General features: G+C 70.0%; 20 protein-coding genes. 8 read left to right on the forward strand and 12 right to left on the reverse strand.

Annotated features, from left to right (window positions below; all coding sequences use genetic code 11):
- Positions 1-128: 128 nt before the first annotated feature.
- The 4 genes from IE262_RS01660 to IE262_RS01675 are packed head-to-tail and all read left to right on the forward strand — an operon-like array spanning position 129 to position 4388.
- Complete coding sequence (locus tag IE262_RS01660) at positions 129-1253, forward strand: ABC transporter substrate-binding protein (RefSeq protein WP_134039329.1); 1125 nt, start codon at positions 129-131, stop codon at positions 1251-1253.
- A 41-nt stretch (positions 1254-1294) separates the two neighbouring features.
- A complete protein-coding gene (locus IE262_RS01665) occupies positions 1295-2077 on the forward strand; it encodes an ABC transporter ATP-binding protein (RefSeq protein ID WP_189870693.1) in 783 nt (260 codons plus the stop codon).
- The gene (locus IE262_RS01670) at positions 2074-2868 is read left to right on the forward strand and encodes an ABC transporter permease (protein WP_189870695.1); all 795 of its coding nucleotides are present in this window, start codon (positions 2074-2076) and stop codon (positions 2866-2868) included. Before IE262_RS01665 ends, IE262_RS01670 begins: the two co-directional genes overlap by 4 nt.
- 41 nt (positions 2869-2909) lie before the next feature.
- The gene (locus tag IE262_RS01675) at positions 2910-4388 is read left to right on the forward strand and encodes a dihydroorotase (RefSeq protein WP_189871599.1); all 1479 of its coding nucleotides are present in this window, start codon (positions 2910-2912) and stop codon (positions 4386-4388) included.
- Positions 4389-4412: 24 nt separating this feature from the next.
- Here the strand turns inward: IE262_RS01675 and IE262_RS01680 are convergent, their stop codons facing one another.
- Together IE262_RS01680 and IE262_RS01685 are read right to left on the reverse strand one after the other, a co-directional pair.
- On the reverse strand, positions 4413-5591 hold the full coding sequence (locus tag IE262_RS01680) for a GDSL-type esterase/lipase family protein (protein WP_189870697.1): 1179 nt from the start codon (positions 5589-5591) through the stop codon (positions 4413-4415).
- 11 nt (positions 5592-5602) lie between these two features.
- Complete coding sequence (locus tag IE262_RS01685; RefSeq protein ID WP_189870699.1) at positions 5603-6205, reverse strand: TetR/AcrR family transcriptional regulator; 603 nt, start codon at positions 6203-6205, stop codon at positions 5603-5605.
- Positions 6206-6349: 144 nt separating this feature from the next.
- Here IE262_RS01685 and IE262_RS01690 point away from each other — a divergent pair, with 144 nt between their 5' ends.
- Positions 6350-7288 carry a hypothetical protein gene (locus IE262_RS01690; protein WP_189870701.1) on the forward strand — a complete coding sequence of 313 codons (939 nt, stop codon included), beginning with the start codon at positions 6350-6352 and terminating at the stop codon, positions 7286-7288.
- 5 nt (positions 7289-7293) lie between these two features.
- Here the strand turns inward: IE262_RS01690 and IE262_RS01695 are convergent, their stop codons facing one another.
- The 7 genes from IE262_RS01695 to IE262_RS01725 form a co-directional block, all read right to left on the reverse strand.
- A complete protein-coding gene (locus tag IE262_RS01695) occupies positions 7294-8217 on the reverse strand; it encodes an ion transporter (protein ID WP_189870703.1) in 924 nt (307 codons plus the stop codon).
- A gap of 173 nt (positions 8218-8390) precedes the next feature.
- Positions 8391-9776, reverse strand: a complete 1386-nt coding sequence (locus IE262_RS01700) for an LCP family protein (RefSeq protein WP_308432705.1) — start codon at positions 9774-9776, stop codon at positions 8391-8393.
- Between the two features lie 272 nt (positions 9777-10048).
- Complete coding sequence (locus IE262_RS01705; RefSeq protein WP_189870705.1) at positions 10049-12121, reverse strand: RICIN domain-containing protein; 2073 nt, start codon at positions 12119-12121, stop codon at positions 10049-10051.
- Positions 12122-12221: 100 nt separating this feature from the next.
- Complete coding sequence (locus IE262_RS01710) at positions 12222-14267, reverse strand: beta-galactosidase (protein ID WP_134039321.1); 2046 nt, start codon at positions 14265-14267, stop codon at positions 12222-12224.
- 68 nt (positions 14268-14335) lie between these two features.
- The gene (locus IE262_RS01715; protein ID WP_134039320.1) at positions 14336-15679 is read right to left on the reverse strand and encodes an ABC transporter substrate-binding protein; all 1344 of its coding nucleotides are present in this window, start codon (positions 15677-15679) and stop codon (positions 14336-14338) included.
- Positions 15680-15830: 151 nt separating this feature from the next.
- Positions 15831-16778 (reverse strand): carbohydrate ABC transporter permease, encoded by a 948-nt coding sequence (locus IE262_RS01720; RefSeq protein ID WP_189870708.1) that lies wholly within the window; start codon positions 16776-16778, stop codon positions 15831-15833.
- Positions 16779-16781: 3 nt separating this feature from the next.
- Positions 16782-17708: a carbohydrate ABC transporter permease gene (locus tag IE262_RS01725; RefSeq protein WP_189870710.1), complete on the reverse strand. Its 927-nt coding sequence runs from the start codon at positions 17706-17708 to the stop codon at positions 16782-16784.
- Positions 17709-17933: 225 nt separating this feature from the next.
- Here IE262_RS01725 and IE262_RS01730 point away from each other — a divergent pair, with 225 nt between their 5' ends.
- Positions 17934-19010, forward strand: a complete 1077-nt coding sequence (locus tag IE262_RS01730) for a LacI family DNA-binding transcriptional regulator (protein WP_373304959.1) — start codon at positions 17934-17936, stop codon at positions 19008-19010.
- A gap of 26 nt (positions 19011-19036) precedes the next feature.
- Here the strand turns inward: IE262_RS01730 and IE262_RS01735 are convergent, their stop codons facing one another.
- Positions 19037-19993, reverse strand: coding sequence for an MvdC/MvdD family ATP grasp protein (locus IE262_RS01735; protein WP_189870712.1), 957 nt, complete (start codon positions 19991-19993; stop codon positions 19037-19039).
- Between the two features lie 12 nt (positions 19994-20005).
- Positions 20006-20197 (reverse strand): putative ATP-grasp-modified RiPP, encoded by a 192-nt coding sequence (tgmA, locus tag IE262_RS01740; protein ID WP_134039316.1) that lies wholly within the window; start codon positions 20195-20197, stop codon positions 20006-20008.
- Between the two features lie 257 nt (positions 20198-20454).
- Between tgmA and IE262_RS01745 the strand changes: the two genes are divergently transcribed.
- Positions 20455-21348 (forward strand): Gfo/Idh/MocA family protein, encoded by an 894-nt coding sequence (locus tag IE262_RS01745; protein WP_189870714.1) that lies wholly within the window; start codon positions 20455-20457, stop codon positions 21346-21348.
- A gap of 162 nt (positions 21349-21510) precedes the next feature.
- Positions 21511-22701: a cytochrome P450 gene (locus tag IE262_RS01750; protein ID WP_134039314.1), complete on the forward strand. Its 1191-nt coding sequence runs from the start codon at positions 21511-21513 to the stop codon at positions 22699-22701.
- Between the two features lie 7 nt (positions 22702-22708).
- On the opposite strand, the gene helR is transcribed toward IE262_RS01750, so the two are convergent.
- Positions 22709-24913, reverse strand: a complete 2205-nt coding sequence (helR, locus tag IE262_RS01755) for an RNA polymerase recycling motor ATPase HelR (protein ID WP_189870716.1) — start codon at positions 24911-24913, stop codon at positions 22709-22711.
- Positions 24914-25025: the final 112 nt, after the last annotated feature.

The following is a 25025-nucleotide window of genomic DNA, read 5'->3' on the forward strand; positions in this document are numbered from 1 at the left end:
CAGCGCGTCCACAACGCCCCGACAGCAGCCTGGAATCGTTCCCCTGCCGAGCGATGCCCCTGGCCCACCGGGTCACCCACCGCATCAGCACACCGCATCAGCACACCGGATCGAGAGAGGTGCCGGACATGAAGCGTTCCCTGCGACTCGGCGTCAGTGCCGCCGTCCTTGCCGGTCTCGCCGCGCTCTCCGCCTGCGGAGGCGGGGATTCAGCGTCCTCGTCGTCATCCAGAGGCACGTCAGGAGCCCCGGCGACGCTCAACCTCGCCATCCCCTCGGCCGTGGTCGCCCCCAAGGAGGAGGTCGCCACGTACGCGGTGGGCGACGCCGAGGGCTACTTCGCCGAGGAGAAGCTGAAGGTCGACGTGATCAACACCGACGGCTCGGTGGCCGCGGTCCAGGCCGTCGCCTCGGGCAGCGCCGACATCACGCCGGCCGACGCGGGAGCCATCCTCGCCGCGCGGGAGAAGGGCGTCCCCGTCAGGGCCATCGGCGGCCTGGTGCGGAACTGGCCGTGGCGCATGGCCGTCCGGCCGGACAGCGACATCAAGACCCCTGCCGACCTCAAGGGCAGGAAGGTCGGGGTCATCAGCCTCGCCTCCGGCTCGGCCATCTACGCCCGGGCCTACGCGGGCGACGCCGGACTGGACGCGGCCAAGGACGTCGAGTTACTGCCGGTCGGTGTGGGCGCGCAGGCCCTGTCCGCGCTGGAGGACGGCAAGGTCGACGTGCTCGCGCTGTTCACGCAGGCGTACACCACGATCGAGAACACCGGGGCCGAGTTCCGCTACCTGGACAACTCCGATGCGTTCGAGGGCATCCGCTCCCTGACGTTCGCGGTGACCGAGAGGACCCTGAAGGAGAAGAAGGACGTGTTGACGCGCTATCTGCGCGCCTCGTACAAGGCACTGCTCTTCTCCGCCGTCAACCCCGAGGCCGCCATGCGCGACGGCTACGAGGTCTTCCCACGGCTGCTGACCGGCAAGAAGGCCGACGACCGCATCGGTGACGACAGCCGAAGCCTCGACGCGTGGATCAGGACCGCCGTCCCCGCCGCCGGTGAGCCCGAGAGCTTCGAGGACTGGGGCGCGATCAGCGAAGCGGAGTGGAACAAGACGGTCGCCTACACCAAGGCGTCCGGCCAGATCACCCAGGACGTCGATCTCGGGGAGCTGTGGGACGACAGTCTGCTCCAGGGCGCGAACGACTTCGACAACGCGGCTGTGATCGAGAAGGCGAAAGGTGCCGAATAGCGAGCGCCCGGACGCCACCAGCAGGGAGATCAGGAGCCGTTATGGACGAAGACCGCTGGATCGAAGTCGACGGGCTGCACAAGATCTACCGGCCGCGCAGGACCCGGCCGACCCACGCACTCTCGGACATCACCTTCACTGTCCGGCGAGGTGAGTTCATCTCGGTCGTCGGGCCATCGGGCTGCGGCAAGACGACGTTGCTGAAGATCCTCGCCGGGATCGTCCGCGGGAGCGAGGGGACGGTCCGTGTCGCGGGCCGCGACGTGACGGGGCCGCTGCCCGAAGTGGGCATGGTCTTCCAGTCAGCCACCCTCCTGCCATGGCGCACGATTCTGCAGAACGTGATGGTGCCCGTTCAGGTGCGCAAGCTCGACGCCCGTGTGTACCGGGAGCGGGCCGAGAGGCTGCTCGGGCTGGTCGGCCTCGACGGCTTCGAGGAGAAGTACCCGCATGAGCTGAGCGGCGGGATGCAGCAGCGCGCCGGAATCTGCCGGGCCCTGGTGCACGATCCGGCCGTGTTGCTGATGGACGAGCCCTTCGGCGCGCTGGACGCCTTGACCCGCGAGTACATGAACGTCGAACTGCTGCGGATCTGGCGGGAGAGCGGTCAGACGATCGTGTTCGTCACCCACTCCATCCCCGAGGCGGTCTTCCTCTCCGACCGGGTGGTGGTTCTCAGTCCCCGTCCCGGCCGGGTCGCCGAGGTCGTCGACATCGGGCTGGAACGCCCGCGCTCGATCGGCGCCATGGCGTCCGACCGGGCCGGGGCCCATGTGGGCCGGATCCGCAAGCACTTCGACGCCACCTGGGTGATCGACTCATGAAGCGCTTCCGTGTCGACCTGAGGGAGCGCCCCGAACTGCTGCTCGTCCCCGCCGTCTTCGCGGTCGTCGTGCTCGCCTGGGAGTTCGCCGTTCCCGCCTTCGGGGTCGACGACTATGTGCTGCCGCGCCCGTCCCAGATCGTCGGCGCCCTGTGGACGCAGCTGGGCGACCCGTTGTTCTGGAGCCATCTGAAGGTCACGGTGCTGGAGTCGCTGTACGGCTTTCTGCTCGGCGTGGGGGCGGCGCTGGTGCTGGGTACCGCGATCTCCCAGGTACGGCTGATCGAGCGCACCTTCATGCCGTACGTCGTCGCCTTCCAGACGGTCCCCAAGGTGGCCCTCGCACCGCTGTTCGTGGTGTGGTTCGGCTTCGGCATGACGAGCAAGGTCGTCATGGCGGCGGTGATCTCGTTCTTCCCGATGCTGGTCAATGTGATCGAGGGGCTGCGCTCGGCCGACGCCGACCGGATCCAGATGCTCACGGTGTTCGGCGCCGGCAGGTTCCAGGTCTTCAGGATGGTGCGGCTGCCGAGCGCGCTCCCGTTCATCTTCGCCGGTCTCGACATCGGGATCGTCTTCTCGATCCTCGGCGCCGTCGTCGGCGAGTTCATCGGTGCGAAGGAGGGTCTGGGATACCTCCTGCTGCAGACCAACTACAACTTCGACATCGCCGGGATGTTCGCCGTGCTGGTGGTGCTCTCCGTACTGGGGCTGATCGCTCACTTCATCATCCGGTTCGCCCAGCGGCGCCTGGTCTTCTGGGCCGAGGAGAACCGGGTGATCGGCGCATGAGGACATCGGGACAACAGCGGCGGGAGGCCGACGTGGCCGAGTTGACAGAGTATGACCTGGTGGTGAAGGACGCCCGCGTGGTCACCCACGACCGTGACGACGCCCGGACCGCGGACATCGCCGTCAGCGGTGGGCGCATCGCCGCCGTGGCTCCCGGCATCGCCGTGGAAGGCGCCCGACGCGTGGTGGACGCCGGTGGCAGGCTGGCGTTCCCCGGCGTGGTCGACGCCCACCAGCACTGGGGAATCTACAACCCGCCGGCCGAGGACGCGGTCACCGAGAGCCGCGCATGCGCGCAGGGTGGGGTGACCACCGCCCTGACCTACATACGGACCGGCCGGTACTACCTCAACAAGGGCGGCCCGTATGCCGACTTCTTCCCCGAGGTACTGGACGCCGCCAGGGGCCGCGCCCACATCGACTACGGCTTCCACCTGGCGCCGATGTCGCGCGCTCACATCGCCGAGATCCCCGACCTGATCGAGCGGTTCGGCGTCAGCTCGTTCAAGGTCTTCATGTTCTACGGCGGCCACGGCCTGCACGGCAGGTCCGATGACCAGAACGCGTTCCTCATGCTCGGGGAGGACGAACGGTACGACTACGCGCACTTCGAGTTCGTCATGCGCGGGGTGCAGGCCGCACGCGAGCGGTTCCCGGGTCTCGCCGACGAGATCTCGCTCTCCCTGCACTGCGAGACCGCCGAGATCATGACCGCCTACACCAAGCTGGTCGAGGAGGCGGGCGACCTCACCGGGCTCGCCGCGTACAGTGCCTCCCGGCCGCAGCACTCCGAGGGGCTCGCGGTCTCCATCGCCTCCTACCTGGCGCACGAGACGGAGCTGCCGACCATCAACCTGCTGCACCTGTCGTCGCGCAAGGCGGTCGACGCGGCCGTACGGATGCGCCGGGCGTTCCCGCACATCGACTTCCGCCGCGAGGTCACCGTGGGGCATCTGCTCGCCGACATCACCACCGCGCACGGCCTCGGCGGCAAGGTCAACCCTCCGCTGCGCCCCCGGGACGACGTCGAGGCGCTGTGGGAGTACGTACTCGACGGCACCGTCGACTGGGTCGTCAGCGACCACGCGTGCTGCCGCGAGGAGGTGAAGTTCGGGGAGCCCAAGAACCCCAAGGACGCTGTCTTCCTCGCCAGGTCCGGATTCGGCGGAGCCGAGTACCTCCTCGCGGGCGTGATCACCGAGGGGACGAAGCGCGGCCTGTCGCTGGGCCGGATCGCCGCGCTGACCTCATGGAACCCGGCCCGGCGCTACGGGCTGCGCACCAAGGGCGCCATCGCCCCCGGCTTCGACGCCGACATCGCCCTGGTCGACCCGGGCCGCACCTGGACCGTGCGCGCCGCGGAGTCGGAGTCGACGCAGGAGTACACGCCCTTCGAGGGCTTCGAGCTGACCGCGCGGGTCACCGACACCTTCGTGAGGGGCCATCACGTCCTGCGGGCGGGCCAGGTCGTCGGCGAGCCCGTCGGCACCTACCTGCACCGCCCGGTCCGCGCCACGTAGGTGATGTGCGTTTCGGGCGCCGTCTCAGCCGCTGCGGTCCGTGAAGGCGCCGTGGGCGTCGAAGGCCAGCTCGGCGAAGCGTTCGCCGATGCGGCGGTGGGTGGCGGCGTCGGGGTGGAGCTCGTCGGGCAGCGGCAGCTCGGCGAAGTCGGCCTCGCCGTAGAGGGCGCGGCCGTCGAGGTGGTGGAGGTTCGGGTCCTCGGCCGCCCGCTGTTCCACGATGCGGGCCAGCTCGTCCCGGATGAGGCCGAGGGTCAGCTTCCCGTGGGCGCGTTCCGCCGGATCGCCCAGGGCGACGAACCGCAGTCGGCCGACGCGGAGGTTGCTGAAGTCCGGGGCGCTGGGGCCCGGTGTGTCCTCGTGGATGGGGCACAGGATGGGCGAGACGACCAGCAGCGGTGTCGTGGGGTGGCCTTCGCGGATGGTGTCGAGGAAGCCGTGGACGGCGGGGGTGAAGGCGCGCAGGCGCATGAGGTCGGTGTTGACCAGGTTGATGCCGATCTTGACGCTGATCAGGTCGGCGGGGGTGTCGCGGATGGTGCGGGCCGTGAACGGGTCGAGCAGGGCGCTGCCGCCCAGGCCCAGGTTGATCAGTTCCACACCGCCGAGGGAGGCGGCGAGTGCGGGCCAGGTGGTGGTGGGGCCGACGGCGTCGGAGCCATGGCTGATGGAGCTGCCGTGGTGCAGCCACACCCTGCGGCCCGCATCCGCTGCGGCCTCGATGGGTGCGTCGGTGCGCAGGGCGGCGAGTTCGGTGGTCTCGTTGTGCGGCAGCCAGATCTCGACGTCCTTGACGGTGTCGGGAAGTCCGGTGAAGCGGAGCGTGCCGGGCGGGCCGGAGTGCCGCTCGGCCGTCCCGATGGACATGTCGATGGTCACGGTGTTGCCGCCGCTCACGCTGCCCTGGCCGGCCGGACGGCCGTCCACAATCAGGTCGTACATGCCGTCCGGGCGGGGCGGGGCACCCACGTAGACCCGTTTGGTGGGCAGCGTGTCCAGTTCGACCGCGGTGGCCCGGGTGCGGAAGACCAGGCGCACGCCCGACGGCTGGGCCTCGGCCATGGCCAGTTGCGGGTCGGCGCACTGGGCGCGGGCCCAGGCCGGCAGCCGGTGCGGCAGGACGCCGTACTCGGTGCGCTCCACATCCAGGGCGCCGCGCAGGAGGTCCGCGGTGACGGGCGTGGTGATCCAGTGGTTGTCCATGGTGTGCTGCCTCAACTCGTCGATCGATGTGCGGGACCAGGGCCGGACGGTGCGGGCCAGTTCCGCAGCAGGGCATCGAGGGCGTCGATGACGCGTGTCCAGGTGGTCTGTGTGTCGGGGGCGCTGTGACTGAACCCTCCCCCCAGTTCCAGGCTGACGTAGCCGTGGAAGACGCTGCCCAGGAGCCGGACAGCGTGCGTCTGGTCCGGCTCCGTCAGGTTGTAGCCGCGCAGGATCGCCCGCGTCATCTGGGCGTGTCTGACCCCCGCGCTGGCGGCCGCCGCCTCCGGGTCGAGCCTCAGCTGGGCTGCGGCGTAGCGGCCGGGGTGCTCCCGGGCGTAGTCGCGGTAGACGTTCGCCAAGGCGGCCAGGGCGTCCTTGCCGGCCCGCCCGGCCAGCGCGGCGGCACCCCGGTCGGCGAGCTCCTCCAGGGCGAGCAGGCAGATCAGGGTCTTGAGGTCGTGGGAGTTCTTCACGTGCGAGTACAGGCTCGCGACCTTGACGTCGAACCGCCGGGCGAGCGCCGACACGGTCACCTCGTCGAAGCCGACCTCGTCGGCCAGTTCCGCACCCGCCCGGGCCAGGCGTTCCCGGGTCAGCCCTGCGCGTGCCATAACCATCCTCTCGCTGGACCTTGTCGATTATGCAATTACCTAAAAGCCTTAGGCAAGCGGAGTGGCCGTGTAGGTGACTGCTCCGTCCCGCGCACCTCCGTGGCCAACGTGCGCCGACACCCCGGCCGGTGGAGTCTGAGGGGCATGGAGCTCAAGGGTCCACGCCGAGGCGGCGGCGGAGAGCACGATGTGGAGGCAGTGCTCGACGAGCTCTACACCACTCCCCCGGCCCACTTCGTCCCGCTCCGTGAGGAGCTGGCCGCCGCCGCGAGGACGGCGGGCCGCGCCGAGGACGCCCGCCGGATCCACGCGGCCCGCCGCCCCACACTGGCGGCGTGGGCCGCGAACCTGCTCCTGCGCTCCCAGCCGCGGGAAAGCCGGCAGTTCCTGGAGCTCGGGCGCGCACTGCGCGAGGCCCACCGCACCCTGGACCCCGGCGCGATCAAGGATCTGTCGGCGCAGCGGCGGCGCGTCGTGACCGCCTTGTCCCGGCAGGCGGTACAGCTCGCCCTCGACGCGGGCCACCGGCTGTCGGACACGGTGCGGCACGAGGTCGAATCCACCCTGAACGCGGTGCTCGCCGACCCGGACGCCGCCGACCGGTGGACCACCGGCCGTCTGCACAGCGCCCTCACCCCACCGGCGGCCTTCCCGTCCGGCACCGCTCAGGCGGCCGCCACCCGGCCGAAGGCGGCGCGCCCGACGACCGCACCTCCGTCACCCCGGGCGCAGCGGACCGACGAACTCGCGGAGCGGCGGCGCGCGCGGGAGGAGAAACTCACCCAGGCCCGCAGGGCCGCCGAGGAGGCCGCGGGGCGGCTGCGCGACCAGCGCACGGAGCACGCGGCTGCCGAAACGTCGCTGGAACGGGCACGCGACCGCCAGAACCGGGCCGAGCAGCGGGTGGTTGACGCTGAACAGCAGTTGGAGCAGGCGCGTGAGGCCCTCAAGCCGGCCGTCCGGGAACAGCGGCAGGCGGAGAAACAGCTCCGGGCCTCCGCCGAGGCACTCGCCCGCGCCGAACGGGAGGCCCGCGAGACCGCGCGGGAAGCGCAGCGCCTCGGCAGGGGGCAGCGCTCATAAGGCGTTCAACGTTGATGCACGGGTCCACGGTGTACGGGCTCACGTTGAAGACTCGCCTCCAGGTCGTCGAGGGCTTGGCGCGCGGCCGTGATGCGCTCGCGCAGTTCGCGTTCGGCGTCGGCCAGTGGGCCGGCGGGCGCGGGGAGAGCCGCCCCCGGACGCCGGTTCCCGCCTTGTTCCCGCTCCAGTTCGCGTGCCTCCTCCAGAGAACTGATGACCACGCCGATGAGGACGTTCACGAGGACGAAGGAGGCGAACAGGACGTAGGAGGCGTAGTAGACGATGCTCCAGCGGGAGATCTCCAGACCGGCACGGACCGCGTCGCCCAGGCCGTCCAGGGTCATCAGGAGGAAGAGGGTCAGCACCGCGCGGCCGAGGGAGCCGTAGTGCTCGGGGTTGTCGTCGGCGAAGAAGACCCAGCCGACCATGGCGTAGACGTACAGCAGCACGGCGCCGACGACCAGGAAACTGAAGGTGCCGGGCACACTGCGGCCCACGGCGACCATGAAGACCCGCAACTGCGGCAGGAAACGGGCGGTGCGCAGGACACGGGCGAGGCGCAGCAGGCGCAGGACCGTGCTGTTCTCACGGACGACGGGCAGGAACGCGGAAGCGACCACGGCCAGGTCGAACAGGTTCCAGGGGTCGCGGAAGAACTCGCTCGGACGGTCGGCGTGCGCGCAGGCTCGCAGGAGTATCTCTACGGTGAAGGCGGCCAGGCAGAGGTGTTCGGCGAGGCGTAACCACGACCGCCAGTCCTCGGCCAGTGCGCTGTACGTCTCCACGCCCAGCAGGGCCCCATTGGTGAGGATGAGGGCGAAGACGGTGAGGGCGAACCACCGGGCCTCCGTGATGGTGCGTGCCCACTGTGCCAGCGCCCGGCGGGGACCCCACCATGCCTTGGCCGTACGGTCGTGACGGTCGGTCATCCTGCTGTACCTGCTCCTTCGCGCAGCGCGACATTCCCGGCCCACCGGGGTGGTGGGCGGGTCCGTCGAGCGATCATGCTCCAGGAGAGACTTTTACAGCACTGTAGATACGCGTATCTCGCGGGTGGCCATCCGAACGGGTCAGGGGGGAGCTGCCCGATGCCGCGGTGATGTCACCGTATGGCGTCGAGATCGAGGTCCGTCCCGACGACGAGCGTCACCACGCCCGCGGCGGCGCTCGCGTCCTGTGTGGCCTCGGCGCCGGGCAGCCGGGACGCCAGGACCTCGGCCTGCTCGCGCAGCTCCTCCGGGTACGTGACCGTGGTGGTCCGGGTGGTCTCGGGAGCGTTGCCCGTGCCGACGACGGTGAGTCCGTCTTCACGCAGCCTCTCGGCGACGGCGGCGGCACGCCCGGTGACGCCCGTGCCGTTGAGGACCTGGATGCGTACCGAGGAGGCGTACACCGGGTTCTTCGCGTCCGCCGTCAGCTTCTTCTTGTCGACCTCCCTGTCCTTGGCGAGGGAGGTGAACAGGTCGGCGGCCTGCGGGTACTGCCACACGACGTTGGCCCTGTCGGTGGCCACGTCGGCCTCGCGCGGGTAGTTGGGCACGGTGAGGAAGGTCAGCCGGTCGTTCGGTATGCCCTTGAGCTCGGAGGCGAGGCCGTAGAGCGGCTTGATGCCGGCCAGGTCCGCGTCCGTGGTCAGGGACTTCGTGGCGGATTCCAGGAAGCCGTACAGCGCGTTCGGGCTCGTCAGCTTGGACTGCGCCTTCTCGGCCAATGCCTTCATGAACTCCTGCTGGCGGCCGATGCGGCCGAGGTCGGAGCCGTCGCCGACGCTGTAGCGGGCGCGTACGTAGCCGAGCGCCTTCTCGTCCCTGACGGTCTGGCAGCCGGCCTCCAGATCCAGGTGCGCCTTCTCGTCGTGGATGGCCTGCTCGGGGCAGACCTCTATGCCGTCCAGGGCGTTGACCATCCCCTTGAAACCCTGGAAGTCCACGGACATGAAGTGGTCGATGCGCAGGCCGGTGTTGGCCTCGATCGTCCTGATGCTGCAGGCTGCGGCGTCGGCGACCTCGCCGTTGCTGCCGCCGACCGCGAACGCCGCGTTGATCTTGGAGTGTTGGGAGGTGGAGGTGGCGCCGTCGCCCCTGTCGCACTCCGGTATCTCCACCCACGAGTCACGGGGGAACGACACCACCGTGGCCCACTTCCGGTTCGCCGGGATGTGCACCACCATCAGCGTGTCCGACTGCATGGTGGTCAGGCCCTTGCCGTACCCGGCGTTGGCGCCGTCACGGCTGTCCGAGCCGACGACCAGGATGTTCTTCGAACCGGGGCTGAGGTTGACGGGACGGTTCCCGCCGAGCTTGTTGTCGAGATCGGCGGACCCGATGTTGTCGTCCAGGTCCTGGTACATCCAGGCACCGACCCCGCCGGCGCCGAGGACGAACACGGCCACTCCGCCGGCGGCCCACGCGACGATCCGGCCCCGCCTGGTCAGCCGCGTCGGCCGGCCCCCGCTCGGCGTGCTCCTCGGTTTCCCCCTGCTGCCCACCGGCGCCTTCCCCCGTCTCGGCCGCACCGGGCCGGTCAACTCCCCTTGCACGTCCGATGCCGGTGCGCACCGAACGACGTAACTCTAGGCCCAGGCAGGGACACATGGGCGTCGAGCGCGGACGGCCGGGATTCCGCCGAGGGCGGACGGCGGTCGGGAGGGCGGACCTGTTGATGATCTCCTCGTGTCAGGGCGGTCATCATCGTCCGGTCGCTCCCGACCGCCGGGCATGAGTACGGGTACTCATCGGCACCTGGGGTGCCGGCCGGGTACTACTGCGTGGTGTCGCCCGCCTGCTTCGTCACGTCGACGACCCTCCACCGCTGGTTGGCCCCGGAGTTCGGGGTCCACGTGGTGACGGCGGCGCCCTCGTTGGTCGCCTGGCCGCCGACCTCCAGGAGCCGGTGGGTGGCGACGTTGACGAGCGTCCAGGTGCCGTCGCCCGTGCTGGACATGAGCCACTGGGCGGCCTCGTCGCGCTCGCCCTCGTCGGGCTCCACCACCGGGGAGCCGTCACGGACGGCCAGCCGCTTGCCCTCGACAGGGTTGGTGAAGACGTACCGGTCGAGGACCCCGGGGCCGGAGCGCACCGAGCGCAGCTGCCACTGCTGGCCGGGGGCGGCGGTGTCCTCGGCGCCCGACCGGATGACGAGGTTGGTGCCGTTGTCGGCGACGGTGACGGCCTTGCCGCTCTGGACGCCGGTCAGGGTGTAGGTGTGGCCCTTGCGCAGCAGCGGGGCGTCCTTGGCGACGCCGGACACGCCCTTGATGACGAAGGACGTCACGGACTGGGCGGGCACGGTGAAGGTGGCCGCGCGGTCGCTGACCTTGATGGGGTCGTGCTTCTCCAGCTTGCCGTCGGCGTCGGTGACGACCGGGGTGACGGTCGCGCCCCGGCTGACGTCACGGAACTTCGACAGGTCGATGGTGACCGTGCGGGCCTCGGTGGTGCTGTTGACGTGGACGAGCGAGGCGCCCTTGCCGTTCTTCGCCACCGCCGCCGCGCTGGAGGTGTCGTTCACCTTGATCAGCCGGTCGCCGGGCTTGATGAAGTGGGTGAAGTTCCGCGCGGTGTCGAACTTGGTGTTCGTGTAGATGGGGCAGGTGTCGAGGGTGTCCTCGGAGGTGCAGCTGAACGGAAGCTGGATGCTGCCCCAGTTGCCGCCCTTGGCGGACTCGCCGCCGGGCTTCATGTTGTCGTAGTCCTCGACGGGCTGCCAGAACACCCAGGCGCGCGGCTCCAGTTCGCGCAGGTCGTCGACGATGCGCTGGGCGAGACCGAGGCCGGGCCGCATGTCCGTGAAGCTCTGGCCGTCGCCCCAGTCGCCCTCGACCTCGCTCATCCACAGGCGCTTGTTCTCGGCCTTGGAGATGTCGCGCACGGTGGTGCGCTGGCCGGTGCCGTAGGTGTGGACGTTCATCTGGTCGACGAGGTCACGGGACTCGGGCGAGTACGTGTTCCAGTTCTGCGCGAAGATCGACGGGTTGGTCTCGTCCATCGAGGAGATCTCGGCCCTGGTCTTCGCCTTCTTCAGGGCGGGCGCCAGGGCCTTGATCACCTTGTCCTGGAGCTCGGGGCCGATGTGCGCCCCTTCCTGGCGTCCGCCGACGGGTTCGCCGTCGGGGCCGAGGCGGGTGCTCCAGTAGTTGGTGTTGGGCTCGTTGAAGGGGTCGACGGTGTCGACCTTGATGCCCTCGGCCTGCTCCAGTCGCCTGGTCGCACCGGCCATGTAGGCGGCGAAGTCGTCGATGGACTCGGTCTTGAGCTGGTCGTCGGTGGCGTTGAAGCCGCCGGACACATAGCCGCTGACCGTCATGAACCACGGCGGGGAGTTGCTGAAGGTCTCCCAGTGGTCGATGTCGTCCTTGATGCGGTCGACCCACCAGCGCTGGGTGAGGTCGGCGTTCTCGTTCCAGTCGGCCGGGTCGTCGGGGCTCCACCAGTCGGTGTCCTCGCGGGTGGTGCCCTCGGGGGCCTTCCACCAGCCCTCCACGGCTCCGCCGGCCCGCAGGTAGTCCTTGACGTCGGGGGCGTTGCCGCCGCCGATGTTGTAGCGGGCGATGTTGAGGGCGAGGCCGTCGTCGTCGAAGAGGAGCTTCGCGAGCTTCTCGCGTATCTCCTTCGGGTAGTCGCCGGTGGCGTTGGCGAACCAGACGAGACTCGTGCCCCAGCCCTCGAACTTTTCCTGTTGGTACGAGGGGTCGGGCTGGACGGTGACGGAGGCGGCGGCCGCCTCCGGCGTCTGTGCCTGGAGCGGCGGGGCGGTGACCAGAGCGGCCCCGGCCGCCAGGGCGGTGAGACTCGCGGCTCCGAGGAGCCGTCTGCTGCGGGTACGGCGTGCCATCGTGTGCTCCCAACTCAGGTGTGGTCGCTGCGGTGAACCCTCCCGCCCGTCCGGGGCGGGAGGGGATGGCCCTCGAACGCGTACGGAGCCGTTCGAGGAGTCAGGCGGTGGGCTGTCGCAGTACGGCGACGTCCCTCGGGTGCAGGACGGGAGAGCCGTCGGCGGCGGCCCGGCCGACGAGGACCTCTCCGGCCAGGCCGGGCAGCGGCACCGTCCCGTCGGTCCGGTTGACCAGGAACAGGAAGCGGCCGCCGGGACCGCTGCGTACGGTCAGCTCGACCAGCCCCCGTGCGGGGGCGGGCAGCTCGCTGTCGACTCCCGCCGGGGCGAGCAGCCGCGGCAGCAGGGCGGTGAGCCCTTCGGTGCCGAGGCGGGTGGAGACGTACGCGGCCGAACCGCTGCCCGTGGACCGGCGGGTGACGGCGGGGCGCCCGGCGTGCACGCCGGTGCGGTAGGCGGCCAGGACGTCCGTCTGCGGATCGGTGAGGGTGATCCGGTCGGTCCACAGGCTGCCGGTGGTGGCGTCGTCCAGTTCGACGGTGTCCCCGGCGAGCAGCGGGCCGAACTCCTCGATGCGGATGCCGAGCAGGTCGCGCAGGGCGCCCGGGTAGCCGCCGAGCCAGATGTGGTCGTTCTCGTCGACGATTCCGGAGAAGTACGTGGTGACGAGGTGGCCGCCGTTTTCGGCGTACCGTGTGAGCTCCTTGGCGAGGTCGGCGGGGACGACGTGGAGTACGGGCGTGATCAGCACCCGGTAGCGGTCGAGGTCGGTACGGGTGGTGACGATGTCGGCGCGGACACCGAGGGCGAGGAGCGCCGAGTACCAGTCGAGCGCTTCCTGGCGGTAGTCGAGCAGGGAGGTCGGGTGGGAGTCCTGCTCGCTCGCCCACCACGACTCCCAGTCGAAGACGATGCCCACCGGGGCCGCCTCACGCTGCGAACCGACGACGGGGGCCAGGGTCCTGAGGGTGTCCCCGAGCGCCACGACCGCGCGGAAGAGGTCGCTGTCCTCCCCGGCGTGGGGCACCATCGCCGAGTGGTACTTCTCGGCGCCCGCGGCCGACTGCCGCCACTGGAAGAAGCAGACGGCGTCGGCGCCGTGCGCGACGTGGAGCAGGGAGTCGCGGGCCAGGTCGCCGGGCCGCTTGGCGACGTTGACGGGCTGCCAGTTGACGGCGCTGGTGGAGTGCTCCATCAGGAACCAGGGCCGGCCGCCGGCGATGCCGCTGGTGAGGTTGGCGGAGAAGGACAGCTCGTCGCGGTCCTGGGGGCCGGGGTGGACGTAGTGGTCGTTGGAGACGAAGTCGATCTCGTCGGCCCAGTCCGGGTAGTTCATGCCCTTGGTGTTGCCCATGACCATGAAGTTCGTGGTGACGGGCACGTCGGGGGTGATCTCCCGCAGCACGTCCCGCTCCGCCCGCAGGTATTCCTTCAGCGCGTCCGAGGAGAAGCGCTTGAAGTCCAGCTGCTGGGTGGGGTTGGGGTAGGAGGCGGCCAGCCGGGGCGGCAGGATCTGCTCCCAGTCACTGTAGCGCTGCGACCAGAACGCCGTTCCCCAGGCGTGGTTGAGCGCGTCGAGCGTCGTGTAGCGGGCACGCAGCCAGTCACGGAAGGCGCGGGCCGCGTCGTCGGAGTAGTCGTAGAGGTTGTGGCAACCCAGCTCGTTGGACACATGCCAGGCCACCAGGGCGGGATGACCGGCGTAGCGCTCGGCCATCGTCCGCACCAGACGCAGGGCGTGTGCGCGGAAGACCGGTGAGGTGGGCCGCCAGTGCTGTCGTCCCCCCGGCCACAGCGTCTCCCCGGTGGCGGTCACCGGGAGGATCTCCGGGTGAGCCTTGGTGAGCCAGGGGGGCGGGGAGGCGGTGGCGGTGGCCAGGTCGACGCCGATGCCGCCCTGGTGCAACAGGTCCATGACATCGTCGAGCCAGGCGAAGTCCCACTCGTCCGGGGCCGGCTGGATGCGGGCCCAGGAGAAGATCCCCACGGAGACGACGGTGACGCCGGCCTCGCGCATCAGCCGGACGTCCTCCTCCCACACCTCGCGCGGCCACTGCTCGGGGTTGTAGTCGGCGCCGTAGCCGAGACGGGGGGTGGAGTCACCGTCCGGCCCGCTCAGCAGGCGGGTCAGGCGGGTGGAGGTCATGGTGGTCCTATCTCTTGATGCGTCGCACGGGGGGGCGGCGCGGTGGTGCCGCCCCCTCGCACGCGGTCCTACTTCTCGACGGTGAAGCCCTGCTCGTTGCCGTACTTGACCGAGGCGTCCTGCCAGGCCTTCAGGCCGTCGGCCAGCTTGGTGCCGGAGACGTAGGCCTTGCCGACGGTGTCGTTGAAGATCGAGTTGGCGTACTGCTGGAAGGGCAGGTACGACCAGTCGTCGGCGACGTTCGCGGCCGACTCGGCGAAGATCTCGTTGGCCTTCTGCCCGCCGAAGTACTCGAACTCCTTGTTCTTGAATTCCGTGGACTGAAGGTCCGCGGTGGTCGCCGGGAAGGCGCCCTCCTTGATGCGGCTCTGCACACCGTCGCCGGAGTTGGCGTACTCGACGAAGGCGTAGGCGAGTTCCTTGTTCTTGCCCAGCGCGGGGATGGTGAGCGAACTGCCGCCGTTTTCGGCGCTCGCCTTGTCGCCCTTGGTCCAGGCGGGCAGCGGGGCAGCTCGCCAGTCACCGGAGGCGTTCGGCACACCGGTGACGAAGTTGGCGGGCATCCAGGCGCCGCTGGGCAGCGTGGCGATGGTGCCGTCGCCCAGGCCCTTGTACCAGTCGTCGGTCCAGCCGTTGATGGGCGCGACGAGCTTCTCGTCGATGAGCTTCTGCCGGTTGTCGGTGAACTTCTTGGCCGCCGCGTCGGAGAAGTCGATCTTCACCTTGGTGCCGTCGACCTGGTAGGGACGTGAACCGGCCTGCCAGAGCAGGCTGGTGGTGAGGCCCGGGTCGCCTGCGTCGGCGGCGATGAAGACCTTGGGGTCGGCCTTGTGCAGCTTGCGGGCCGCGTCGACGTACTCGTCCCAGGTGGTGGGGACCGCGACCTTGTACTTGTCGAAGATCTTCTTGTTGTAGAACATCGCCATCGGGCCGGAGTCCATCGGCAGGCCGTACACGGCGTCGCTTCCCTGGGTCACCGCGTTCCACGGACCCGCGGTGTACTTGTCCTTCAGCTTGTCCGCGCCGAAGGGGCCGAGGTCGGTCAGGCCCTTGGTCAGGGCGTACTGGCCCAGCGCGAAGTACTCGATCTGCGCGACGTCGGGCACGCCCTTCTGGGCTTCGATCGCGTTCGACAGGGCCGTGTAGTGCTTGTCGCCGGACCGCTCGCCGACGAGGTCGATCTTGACCTTGGGGTACTTCTTCTGGAAGTCGGCGGCGACCGTCTTGAGGGTGGGCTCCCAGGCCCAGACCGTGATCGAGCCGCCCTTCTCCAGGGCTGCCTTGAGGTCCGCGGCGGAGACCGGCTTCTGGTCGGAGCCCCCGTCGTCGGAGCCGCCGCAGGCGGTCGCGCCCAGGGCGAGGGCGGAGAACAGGGCTATGCCGCGCAGCAGGCGGCTGGTGGTTCTGCGCATGGAGGTGCTTCCACTTCTTCGTGGGTGGGACAGGTTTCGTGGGTGGGACAGGTGAGGGTTGAAGGAAGTGCGACTGAGGGGGTGGTGCGGAAGAAGGGGTGGTGCGGAAGAAGGGGTGGTGCGGAAGAGGGGGTGGTGTGGAAGAGGAGGGTTACTCCTTGACGCTTCCCGCGGCGAGCCCGGACTGCCAGTACTTCTGCAGCAGCAGGAACGCGGCGATCAGCGGCAGGATCGTGAGCAGTGAACCGGTGATCACCAGATTGAAGATCACGTCACCGCCGATCGTCTCGGCCTGGGAGTTCCAGACACTCAGACCCAGGGTCAGGGGGTACCAGTCCGAGTCCTTGAGCATGATCAGCGGCAGGAAGTAGTTGTTCCAGGTCGCGACCGTCGTGAACAGCAGCACGGTCACGATGCCGGGGGCGAGCAGCGGCAGGGCGACCTGGAAGAAGGTGCGCGCCTCGCTCGCTCCGTCCATGCGGGCGGCTTCCAGCAGTTCGGTGGGGATGGCCTCGGTGGCGAAGACCCACATCAGGTACAGGCCGAAGGGCGAGACGAGCGAGGGGATGATCACCGCCCACGGGGTGTCGGTCAGTCCCATCTTGCTGAACATCAGGAACGTCGGCACCGCGAGAGCCGTACCCGGGACGGCGACCGCACCGATCACCACGGCGAACACGGCGCGCTTCCCGGGGAAGTCGAACTTCGCCAGCGCGTAACCGCCCAGGATCGCCAGGAAGGTGGCCCCGCCTGCCCCGACCACGACGTACAGCAGGGTGTTCAGCAGCCAGCGTGTGAAGACGCCGTCGTTGTACGTGAACGTGTCCCTGATGTTGTCCCAGAGGGCGAAGTCGTCGGCGAACCACAGCCCGCCCGAATCGGCCAGCCCCTCCTGGGTCTTGGTGGCGCTGATGACGAGCCATATCAGCGGCACCACGGTGTAGAGCAGCATCAGACCGGTGAGCACGGTCAGCAGAACGCTGCGCTTGGGGCGCCCGGGAACGTGCCGACGGGGCGTACGCAGGCGGGAGGCGCCCTTGCCCGCGCCGGCGGCCTGCGCGGGCAGGGCCTCGGAAGCGGTGGTGACGGGGCTGCTCATCGGTCACGCTCCCTTGCGCATGCCGCGCAGCTGCACGATGTAGGCGATCACCATGGTGATCAGTCCCATGATGATCGCGACCGTCGCGGAGTAGTTCTGCTGCTGGCCGTTGAAGGACAGCGAGTACGTGTAGAAGTTCGGGGTGAAGTCGGTCGTGATGGCGTTGCGCGCCAACTGCCGGAGGATGTTCGGCTCGTTGAACAGCTGGAAGCTGCCGATGATCGAGAAGATCGTCGCGATGACGAGGGCGCCGCGGATGGCGGGGAGCTTGATGGCGGTGATGACGCGGATCTGTCCGGCGCCGTCGATCTCCGCGGCCTCGTAGAGGGAGTGCGGGATGACGCGCAGCGCGGAGTAGAAGATCAGCATGTTGTAGCCGACGAACTCCCAGGTGACGATGTTGCCGATCGACGCCAGCACCAGGTCCGGAGAGAGCGGGTCGGGCAGGGTCACACCGAAGGCCTCGTTGATGTCCCCGATCAGTCCGTAGCGGGTGCCGTACATGAAGCCCCACATCAGGGTGGCGACCACGGCGGGTACCGCGTACGGCAGGAAGATCGCGATGCGGAAGAAGTCCCTGCCGTAGAGGCGGCCGCTGTCCAGGGCGAGGGCGATCAGCAGGGCGATGCCCAGCATGATCGGTACCTGGACGACGAGGAAGAGCGCGACCCGCCCGAGGGAGGCCCAGAACCGGTCGTCCTCCAGGGCCTGTGTGTAGTTGTCGAGGCCGACGAAGGTGGTGCCGCCGATCAGCTGGTCGCGGAAGAGACTGAGATAGATCGAATACGCGATCGGCGCCAGGAAGACGAGGGCGAACACGGCCACGAAGGGCCCCAGGAAACCCCACCCGGTCCAGGAACGGCGGTCACGTCTCGCCGGGGGCGGCGCCGGTCGCGGTTCCACGGCCGCCGGAGGTTGTTGCGTCGTCATGTCGTTCCTCGCTCGTCACATCCCGGAACCGGCGGTGCCACCCGATGTCGAGGAGGCCGCACCGCGCGATGTTTACGTAAACATCTCCTCCGAAAGGAGAGCGTGCGCTGTTATGTTTACGTAAACATCTAATGGCGGCATGTCTACACCGCCCCGATCACGACGGTCAAGGGACCCTTGGCGAAACCGTGACGCAAGCTGCGCAGAAGAGGAGGCGGCCGAGGGATGGACACGGCTGACAGAACGCCGGCGAACGTCTCCGGCGGTGGTCGCAGACGGCCCCGAGCCGGGGCCAGGTCCCAGACCGCCTCCATGGCCGACGTCGCCCGGCTGGCGGGGGTCTCCTCGCAGACCGTGTCTCGCGTCTCCAACGGCTACGCCGGGGTGACCGAGGAGACCCGGCAGCAGGTGCTGGCGGCCATGAAGGAACTGGGTTACCGGCCCAACAGCGCCGCCCGGGCCCTCAAGCGGGGCGAGTTCCGCACCATCGGCGTCATCACCTTCTCGCTCTCCACCACGGGCAACGTCCGTACCCTGGAGGCGATCGCCAACTCGGCGGCCCACGAGGGGTACGCGGTGACGCTGCTGCCGGTCGCCGTGCCCACCCAGGACGAGGTCCGGGGCGCGTTCTCCCGTCTTGAGGAGCTCGCGGTGGACGCGGTGATCGTCATCATGGAGGTCCATCTGCTCGACGCGGCGACCATCGCCCTGCCGCCGCACGTCCAGGTCGTGGTCGTCGACTCCGACGCCGGCGACCGCTACACCGTGGTCGACACAGACCAGGCCGGCGGCAGCCGCGCCGCCGTGCGGCACCTGCTCGACCTGGGCCACGCCACGGTGTGGCACCTGGGCGGCCCGGACGGGTCCTTCGCCGCCCAGCGCCGCGCGGACGCCTGGCGCGCGGCTCTCATCGAGGCCGACCGCACCCCGCCGCCGCTGGTCCGGGGCGACTGGTCGGCGGAGTCCGGCTACCGCGCCGGGCTCGTCCTCGCCGACCGCGAGGACTGCACCGCCGTCTTCGCGGCCAACGACCAGATGGCGCTGGGCCTGCTGCGGGCCCTTAACGAACGCGGCCGGAGCGTCCCCGAGGACGTCAGCGTCATCGGATTCGACGACATCCCCGAGGCGGGCTCCTTCCTGCCCCCGCTCACCACCCTCCACCAGGACTTCGCCGAGGTGGGGCGGCTCTGCGTCGAAAACGTCCTGCGCAAGATGCGCCACCAGGGCGCGGAGCGCGGCACGACCCTGGTGCCGACCCGACTGGTGGTCCGGGAGAGCACGGCTCCGCCGCCCTCCTCCTAGGGCCTGGCCCCAGGGCGCCCTCGCGGTCACCAGCGAGGGGTGGGCGGCCGCGGGTCCGGCCGGCGCCACGACAGCCACAGGGCGACCGCTTCCGCGATGGGCTGCTGCGTCTCCAGTTCGATGAAGCCGAACTGCCCGCCCTGATTGCATTCCAGGAACCACCACACCCCGTCCTCGTCCTCGGCGAAGTCGAAGGCGGCGTACGCGAGACCGGCGAGGGACAGGTACTCCAGTGCCGACGTGGAGATGCGGTCGGGCACGGGGACGGCCTCCCAGCCGTACCCGGTCTCCCCGTAGCGGCCGTCGATCTGACCGGGGGCGGCCCGCTTGCGGGCGGCGAACAGGCGGTCGCCGACGCAGGTCAGGCGGATGTCGGCCCTCTTCGGTATGTACCGCTGCAGCAGCGCGGGGCCGGCGGCCACCGGGCCGAAGTCGGTGTCGGGCCCGATCAGCGTCGTCGGCAGGGCGACGGCGGGCTCGTCGGGCGGCGGGCCCGAGGCCGACTTCACGACCACGTCCCGGTGCAGCTCGGCGAACTGCTCGGCCACCTTCGGTGCCGTGGTGAAGACGGTCGGGGGGACGGCGAAGCCGCTGACGTGGGCGACCCTCAACTGCCAGGGTTTGTGCCGCGCCTGGTCGGCGTTGCCCGGGTGGTTCATCCACGCGGGCGACGCCGAGTAGAGCATGCCGTAGAGCGCCTGCCGCGTCTCCGCGGTCAGCCATGCCGACGGCTGGGCCGCGTGGGCGGCGGGGTCGCCCGGCCTGCGCACCCACACGGAACGCAGGCCGCCCATGCTCAGCACGTGCCCGTTGACCGACAGATGGCCGTCGAAGTCGCCGTGTGCGTAGTCGGCCGACAGCACGGCCTTTCCCGGGATGTCGGCCGGATCGAGGCGCATCACCGGCGCGCCCAGTCTGCCCAGCTCCGCCACCACCATGTCGGCGGTGACGTCCTGCTCCGACGTGAGGATCAGTACGGTCACGGGCGGCGGCTGTCAGTCGTCGAAGTGCGTCTGGGAGCCCGCCGTGGACGTCGTGGTGCCGACCGCGAGCAGGAGGTCCCGGTCGGTGACGGCGGGACGGCCGTCGCCGAGCACGTTCAGCTGCAACGACGCGTCGAAGCTGTAGGGCTCCACCACGATCGGCAGGGCTCTGGGCCGGACGTAGTTCAGGGTGAACGGTCGCAAGGCGAACCTCCCAGGTCGAACGATGTCTATACGCATTCCTTAACGTCCGTCTCTCGTAAGGAATTCATCACTTTCCGCCACATCAGGGTGAAGGTCATCACATCAACCTTGGGGCTCGATTCTGCGTCCGCCTCCTCGCGGCACGGGTCGGCACCGGCGGATGGTGGTGGCGGCCGGGGCCCGCGTGAAAGGCTCGCCCCGCACGGTCACCGTCAGGGGCCGGTGGCGTACGGGATCGGCACACGAGAGGCGGCGGCATGCGCATCGGACTGCTCGGTACAGGACCGTGGGCCGACATGGCCCATGCCCCGGCGTTGAGCGGGCATCCCGGACTGGACTTCGTGGGGGTGTGGGGCAGGCGCGCGGAGGCGGCCGAGGAGCTGGCCGACCGGCACGGCACACGAGCGTACGAGGACGTCGACGCGCTGCTCGCCGAGGTGGACGCGGTGGCTTTCGCGCTGCCTCCGTCCGTGCAGGCCCCGCTCGCCGTACGCGCCGCGCGGGCGCGGTGCCATCTGTTGCTGGACAAGCCCGTCGCGACCAGCGTCGAGGAGGGGCGGGCCCTCGTCGAGGCGGCCCGCGAGACCGGGGTTTCCTCGGTCGTGTTCTTCACCGCCCGTTTCCAGACGGCGACGGAGGCCTGGGTCGCCGAACAGGCCGCCGTGGACGGCTGGTTCACGGCGCGGGCGGAGTGGCTCGGCTCGGTGTTCACCAGCGACAGTCCGTTCGGGGCGTCGCCGTGGCGCCGGGAGAAGGGGGGCCTGTGGGACGTCGGTCCGCACGCCCTGTCGCTGCTGCTGCCGGTGCTCGGCGATGTCACGCGGGTGGCGGCCGCCGCACGCGGCCCGCAGGACACCGTCCATCTGGTCCTCGAACACGTCGGCGGGGCGTCGAGCACTCTCACCCTCAGCCTCACGGCCCCGCCGCCGGCCGCCGGGGCCACGGTGGAGGTGCGCGGCAAGGCCGGGATCACGGTTCTGCCCCCGGCCTCCGAGGGAGCGGTGGAGGCGCTCAAGCGGGCCGCCGACGCCCTCCTCGCCGCCGTCGAGACCGGCCGCCCGCACCCCTGCGACGCTGCCTTCGGCCTGCGGGTGACGGAGATACTCGCCGAGGCCGAGGGACAGTTGGGCGGTGCGGGCGGGCGGCGCTGACCACGCGTCCCGTCTCGTTCCACGTCACCCCGCCACAACTCGGCCGCTTCGAGGGCTGGTCGGCACGCACCGTGGTGACGGATGCTGTGGGCCGCACTTCGTTCCTGTCACACACGACGGCGAAGGAGACTGCCCGGTGCTGGCTGTGGGGGATCCGGTCCGATGAGCGATGCCGAGGACGCGAGGAAGGTCGACAGGGGGCGCGCCCGGCCGAGCTGTCCGGTCCACCGGGCGGCCGACGGGCCCTGGCAGGTGCACGGTTACGCGGCCGCACGGTCGGTGCTGCGCAGTTCCGGGACCGTGCAGGCCGGGCTGGGCATCGAGACCGTGGAGAAACTGCCGCCGAACGTCCGCCGACCGGTGCTGTACCGGGACGGCCCCGAGCACCGGGAACACCGGCGGCAGACCGCGCGCTTCTTCACTCCGCGCCGGGTGGACGAGCACTACCGCGACCTCATGGTGCGCATTGCGGAGCAGCAGTTGGAGACGCTGCGCACGAAGGGTGAGGCGCAACTGGCCGACCTGGGCTTCGGGATGGCCATCGGAGTGGTGAGCGAGATCATCGGCCTGCGGTACAGCAGGCCGGGCATCCGCCGACGGCTGGAGCGCTTCTTCCCCGAGAAGTTCGGCACACCGGGTCTGACCAGTGCCCGTGGCATCTACTGGTTCTTCCGGCAGAACACCAACTGGCTCCGTATCTACCTCGCCGACGTACGCCCCGCCATCCGCGCCCACCGGCGCCGCGCGCACGACGACCTGATCTCGCATCTGATCGACGAGGGCTGCACGGACGCCGAGATCCTCGGCGAGTGCCTCACCTTCGCCGCCGCCGGAATGGTCACCACGCGGGAGTTCATCTCTGTGGCCGCGTGGCACCTGTTCAGCGACGCCGAGCTGCTCGGCCGTTACCGGGCCGCGGACGAGGCAGGGCGCCTGGCGGTGCTCCAGGAACTCCTGCGGCTGGAGCCCGTGGTCGGCCGGCTGCGCCGCCGGGCCACGGCCGAACTGCGGGTGCCCACGGCCGACGGGCCCGTTCTCGTGCGGCCCGGCGAGTTCGTCGACATCTTCCTCGACGACGCCAACACCGATGCGGACGTGGTGGGTTGCCGGCCGTTGCTGGTCCAGCCGGGCCGGGACCTCGCGGAGGGCCCCGGCGCGGCGGGGCTGGCCTTCGGTGACGGCGCGCACCGCTGTCCCGGGGCGGTCGTCGCGCTCCAGGAGGCCGACATCTTCCTCACTCGTCTCTTCGCTCTGGACGGCGTCCGGATGACGGCACGGCCACGTGTCTCCTTCAAGGACGACATCGGGGGTTACGAGATCCGTGGCCTGACCGTGGCGCTCGGCCAGGTCTGACGGGGAGTCAGTGCTGGACGGTCCGCCAGGAGCTCGTGAGGATGACGAGTTGCCGGGTGGCCCGGGTCATCGCGACATAGCGGTCAACCGCTCCTTCGATGCCCTCGCCGAACTCCTCCGGGTCGACGAGGACGACCAGGTCGAACTCAAGCCCCTTCGACAGCTCCGGGGTCAGCGACCGGACGCGGGAGGTCGTCCGGAACGCGGGATCGCCGATGACGCAGGCGATCCCGTCGGCGTGTTCGGCGAGCCAGTCGTCGAGGATCGAGCGCAGCTCCGAAGCGGATCCGTGGACGACGGGGACGTGGCTGCTGCGGATGGACGTCGGCACGTTGGCGTCCGGGAGCACGGCCCGGATGACCGGTTCGGCTTCCGCCATGATTTCTTCCGGCGTCCGGTAGTTGATGCTCAGGGAGGCCAGCCTGATCCGGTCGAGCCCGACCCGGTCGAGCCGTTCCTGCCACGACTCCGTGAATCCGTGCCTGGCCTGGGCCCGGTCCCCGACGATGGTGAAGCTCCGGGACGGGCACCGCAGCAGCAGCATCTGCCACTCCGCGTCGGTCAGTTCCTGGGCCTCGTCCACGACGATGTGCGCGAACGGACCGGCGAGCAGGTCCGGAGCGGGGACGGTCAGTTCGGACTCGTCCACCAGGCTGACCTTGGCGTCCTCGCCCCGCAGCATCCTGACCAGGCCTTCGCCCTCGTCTCCGTCGGCGCCGGAGTCGGCGGCGGCCTCGATGAGGTTGTCGACGACCTGCGCCATGCGTGTGCGCTGGGCGGCGAGGACGGCCTCGTGCCGACGCTTGCGCCGTGCCGCCTCCGGGTCACCGAGCCGCTGCCGTGCCGCGTCCAGGAGCGGCAGGTCGGACACCGTCCAGGCGTGGGGGTCCGCGCGCTGGAGCCGCTGAACGTCATCGCGGCTGAGCCAGGGAGCGCACATCCGCAAGTAGGCGGGGACCGACCACAGGTCGCCGACGAGATCGGCGGCTTCGAGCAGCGGCCACGCGCGGTTGAACGCCGTGAGCAGCTCCCTGTTCTGCGTCAGCGACCTGCGGAGCAGGTCGGCCGGGACGTCGCCGTCCATCGCCGAGGCATCGTCGTGCTGGTCCACCAGGATCGTGAGCAGTTCCTCCCAGATCTGGTCGCGTGCCTCGTTGTGCGGGGTACCGGGTTCCGCCGCCTCGAAGGCGGCGGCCCAGTCGTCGGCGCTCAGCCGGATGTCGGACCAGTGGGTTGTGATCGTCATCCCTTCAGTGGGCGGCTCCTCATAGAACCTGACGGCCTTCTCGATCGCCTTGACCAGGTCCGCGGACGACTTCAGGCGGGCCACGTCCGGGTCGGCCTCGACCGCCGCCTCGGCTCCCTCGGCGACGAGGTCCCGCAGCGTGCAGGTCTGCACGCCCTCCTCTCCGAGGCTGGGGAGGACATCGGAGACGTAGGCCAGGTAGGGCCGGTGCGGACCGACGAACAGCACGCCGCCCCGGCGGTGACCGAGACGCGGGTCGGAGTGGAGGAGATAGGCGGAGCGGTGCAGAGCGACGACGGTCTTCCCCGTACCCGGACCGCCGTCGACGACGAGAGCGCCGCGGGATCCCGCGCGGATGATGGCGTCCTGGTCGGCCTGGATGGTGCCGAGCACGTCCCGCATCCGTGACGACCGCTCGCTGCCCAGGCTGGCGATGAAGGCGGACTGGTCGTCCAGCGCGGCGTGCCCGGTGAACCCGTCCGAGGTGAACACCTCGTCCCAGTAGTCGCTGACCCGGCCACCGGTCCAGCGATACCTGCGGCGGCTTGCCAGCCCCATCGGGTTGGCGTGGGTGGCTCCGAAGAACGGCTCGGCCGCCGGGGAGCGCCAGTCGACCAGCAGCCGACGCCCCACGCTGTCCATGAGGCCGAGTCGTCCGACGTACACGGGCTCGGCGTCGTCCGCGCCGACCATGTGGCCGAGGCACAGGTCCAGGCCGAAGCGACGCAGTGTGCGCAGGCGAGCGGTCAGCCGGTGGATCTCCAGGTCCCGGTCCATCGCCTGTTGGCCCAGGCCGCCGGGTGCCCTGCGCTGGGTGTCGAGGCGGTCGGACAGTTCGGCGATCGTCTGCGCGAGACACTCCGCGATGGCCGCGAAGTGCCGCTCGTCGTCGGCGATCAGCTTCGGGTCGGCCTTGGGAGCGAGGCGATCGGGCAGGTCGAACGCGCTGGTGGTCAGGGGTTCCATGTCATCAGTTCCGATCTGAGGCCGCTCGCGGCCGTGGCGTGCGGCACGGCGTGAGGACCGGCGTGACGGGCCTGGGGGCCACGGCGGGCGGCGCTCCGCCTCGATGTGCCCC

The sequence above is a fragment of the Streptomyces bluensis genome, assembly GCF_014650715.1.
GTDB classification, from domain to species: Bacteria; Actinomycetota; Actinomycetes; order Streptomycetales; family Streptomycetaceae; genus Streptomyces; species Streptomyces bluensis.

What these genes read in the sequence shown, in the direction of transcription:
- IE262_RS01725 (WP_189870710.1), bottom strand. Translation starts at nt 17,708, where the DNA reads ATGACGACGCAACAACCTCCGGCGGCCGTGGAACCGCGACCGGCGCCG.
- IE262_RS01720 (WP_189870708.1), bottom strand. Translation starts at nt 16,778, where the DNA reads ATGAGCAGCCCCGTCACCACCGCTTCCGAGGCCCTGCCCGCGCAGGCC.
- IE262_RS01730 (WP_373304959.1), top strand. Translation starts at nt 17,934, where the DNA reads ATGGACACGGCTGACAGAACGCCGGCGAACGTCTCCGGCGGTGGTCGC.
- IE262_RS01710 (WP_134039321.1), bottom strand. Translation starts at nt 14,267, where the DNA reads ATGACCTCCACCCGCCTGACCCGCCTGCTGAGCGGGCCGGACGGTGAC.
- IE262_RS01705 (WP_189870705.1), bottom strand. Translation starts at nt 12,121, where the DNA reads ATGGCACGCCGTACCCGCAGCAGACGGCTCCTCGGAGCCGCGAGTCTC.
- IE262_RS01745 (WP_189870714.1), top strand. Translation starts at nt 20,455, where the DNA reads ATGCGCATCGGACTGCTCGGTACAGGACCGTGGGCCGACATGGCCCAT.
- IE262_RS01670 (WP_189870695.1), top strand. Translation starts at nt 2,074, where the DNA reads ATGAAGCGCTTCCGTGTCGACCTGAGGGAGCGCCCCGAACTGCTGCTC.
- IE262_RS01715 (WP_134039320.1), bottom strand. Translation starts at nt 15,679, where the DNA reads ATGCGCAGAACCACCAGCCGCCTGCTGCGCGGCATAGCCCTGTTCTCC.
- IE262_RS01665 (WP_189870693.1), top strand. Translation starts at nt 1,295, where the DNA reads ATGGACGAAGACCGCTGGATCGAAGTCGACGGGCTGCACAAGATCTAC.
- helR (WP_189870716.1), bottom strand. Translation starts at nt 24,913, where the DNA reads ATGGAACCCCTGACCACCAGCGCGTTCGACCTGCCCGATCGCCTCGCT.
- IE262_RS01685 (WP_189870699.1), bottom strand. Translation starts at nt 6,205, where the DNA reads ATGGCACGCGCAGGGCTGACCCGGGAACGCCTGGCCCGGGCGGGTGCG.
- IE262_RS01750 (WP_134039314.1), top strand. Translation starts at nt 21,511, where the DNA reads ATGAGCGATGCCGAGGACGCGAGGAAGGTCGACAGGGGGCGCGCCCGG.
- IE262_RS01690 (WP_189870701.1), top strand. Translation starts at nt 6,350, where the DNA reads ATGGAGCTCAAGGGTCCACGCCGAGGCGGCGGCGGAGAGCACGATGTG.
- IE262_RS01660 (WP_134039329.1), top strand. Translation starts at nt 129, where the DNA reads ATGAAGCGTTCCCTGCGACTCGGCGTCAGTGCCGCCGTCCTTGCCGGT.
- IE262_RS01695 (WP_189870703.1), bottom strand. Translation starts at nt 8,217, where the DNA reads ATGACCGACCGTCACGACCGTACGGCCAAGGCATGGTGGGGTCCCCGC.
- IE262_RS01680 (WP_189870697.1), bottom strand. Translation starts at nt 5,591, where the DNA reads ATGGACAACCACTGGATCACCACGCCCGTCACCGCGGACCTCCTGCGC.